Origin of the sequence: Halomonas sp. B23F22_20, from assembly GCF_043496985.1 — a bacterium.
GTDB lineage: Bacteria > Pseudomonadota > Gammaproteobacteria > Pseudomonadales > Halomonadaceae > Halomonas.
Genome location: NZ_JBIEKH010000078.1, coordinates 1 through 793, shown reverse-complemented (window position 1 = coordinate 793; position 793 = coordinate 1). Strand labels below are relative to the sequence as shown.

General features: G+C 40.6%; 1 protein-coding gene. It reads right to left on the bottom strand.

Annotated elements, in window-relative coordinates:
• Positions 1–793, bottom strand: a 793-nt coding sequence (thrS, locus tag ACGTN6_RS20645; protein ID WP_394594940.1) for a threonine--tRNA ligase, incomplete at both ends; no start/stop codon positions are given.

Below are 793 nucleotides of genomic sequence, written 5' to 3'. Positions count from 1 at the left end.
AGGATAAATCAAATTTCTCAGGCATTTGGAAATCAAGCTGGACGGTAGCACATTGATGGCTTCTATTTAGAGCATCTTTAATATGCACATCAATCTTAGGCCCGTAAAAAGCACCATCTCCCTCATTTACACTGTACTTATAATCAAGGGAATCAAGGACTTTTTCTAATGCATTTTCGGCTTGGTCCCATAGAGCATCATCTCCCATTGAATCTTCAGGTCTCGTAGAAAGCTCAATCGAATACTCGAAGCCAAATGTCTCATACACATATTCAATCAGATTAAGGGCTGAGCGAATCTCATTTTCAATTTGCTCCGGAGTCACAAAGATATGAGCATCATCCTGACAAAAGGTCCTTACCCGGAGCATCCCATTCAATGCACCGCTAAATTCATGACGATGGACCTGACCAAATTCCGCCATTCGAATCGGAAGATCACGGTATGAATGAAGCTGGTCCTTATAGATCAGCATATGACCCGGACAGTTCATTGGCTTTAGAGCAAAGTGCTGGTTATCTACTTCGGAGAAATACATATTTTCTTTATAATGATTCCAGTGCCCAGATTGTTCCCATAGGCGCTGATTCATCATCATCGGTGTACGAACTTCTTCATAATCAAAAGAATGCTGCAAGTCTCTTAGGAATTTTTCTAATTCATTCCGGATTGTCTGACCATTTCGTAAATAAAACGGCATTCCCGGAGCTTCTTCAGAGAACATAAATAAATCAAGCTCTTTCCCTAACTTGCGATGGTTACGTTTCTCCGCTTCTTCTAAGAAATGTACATA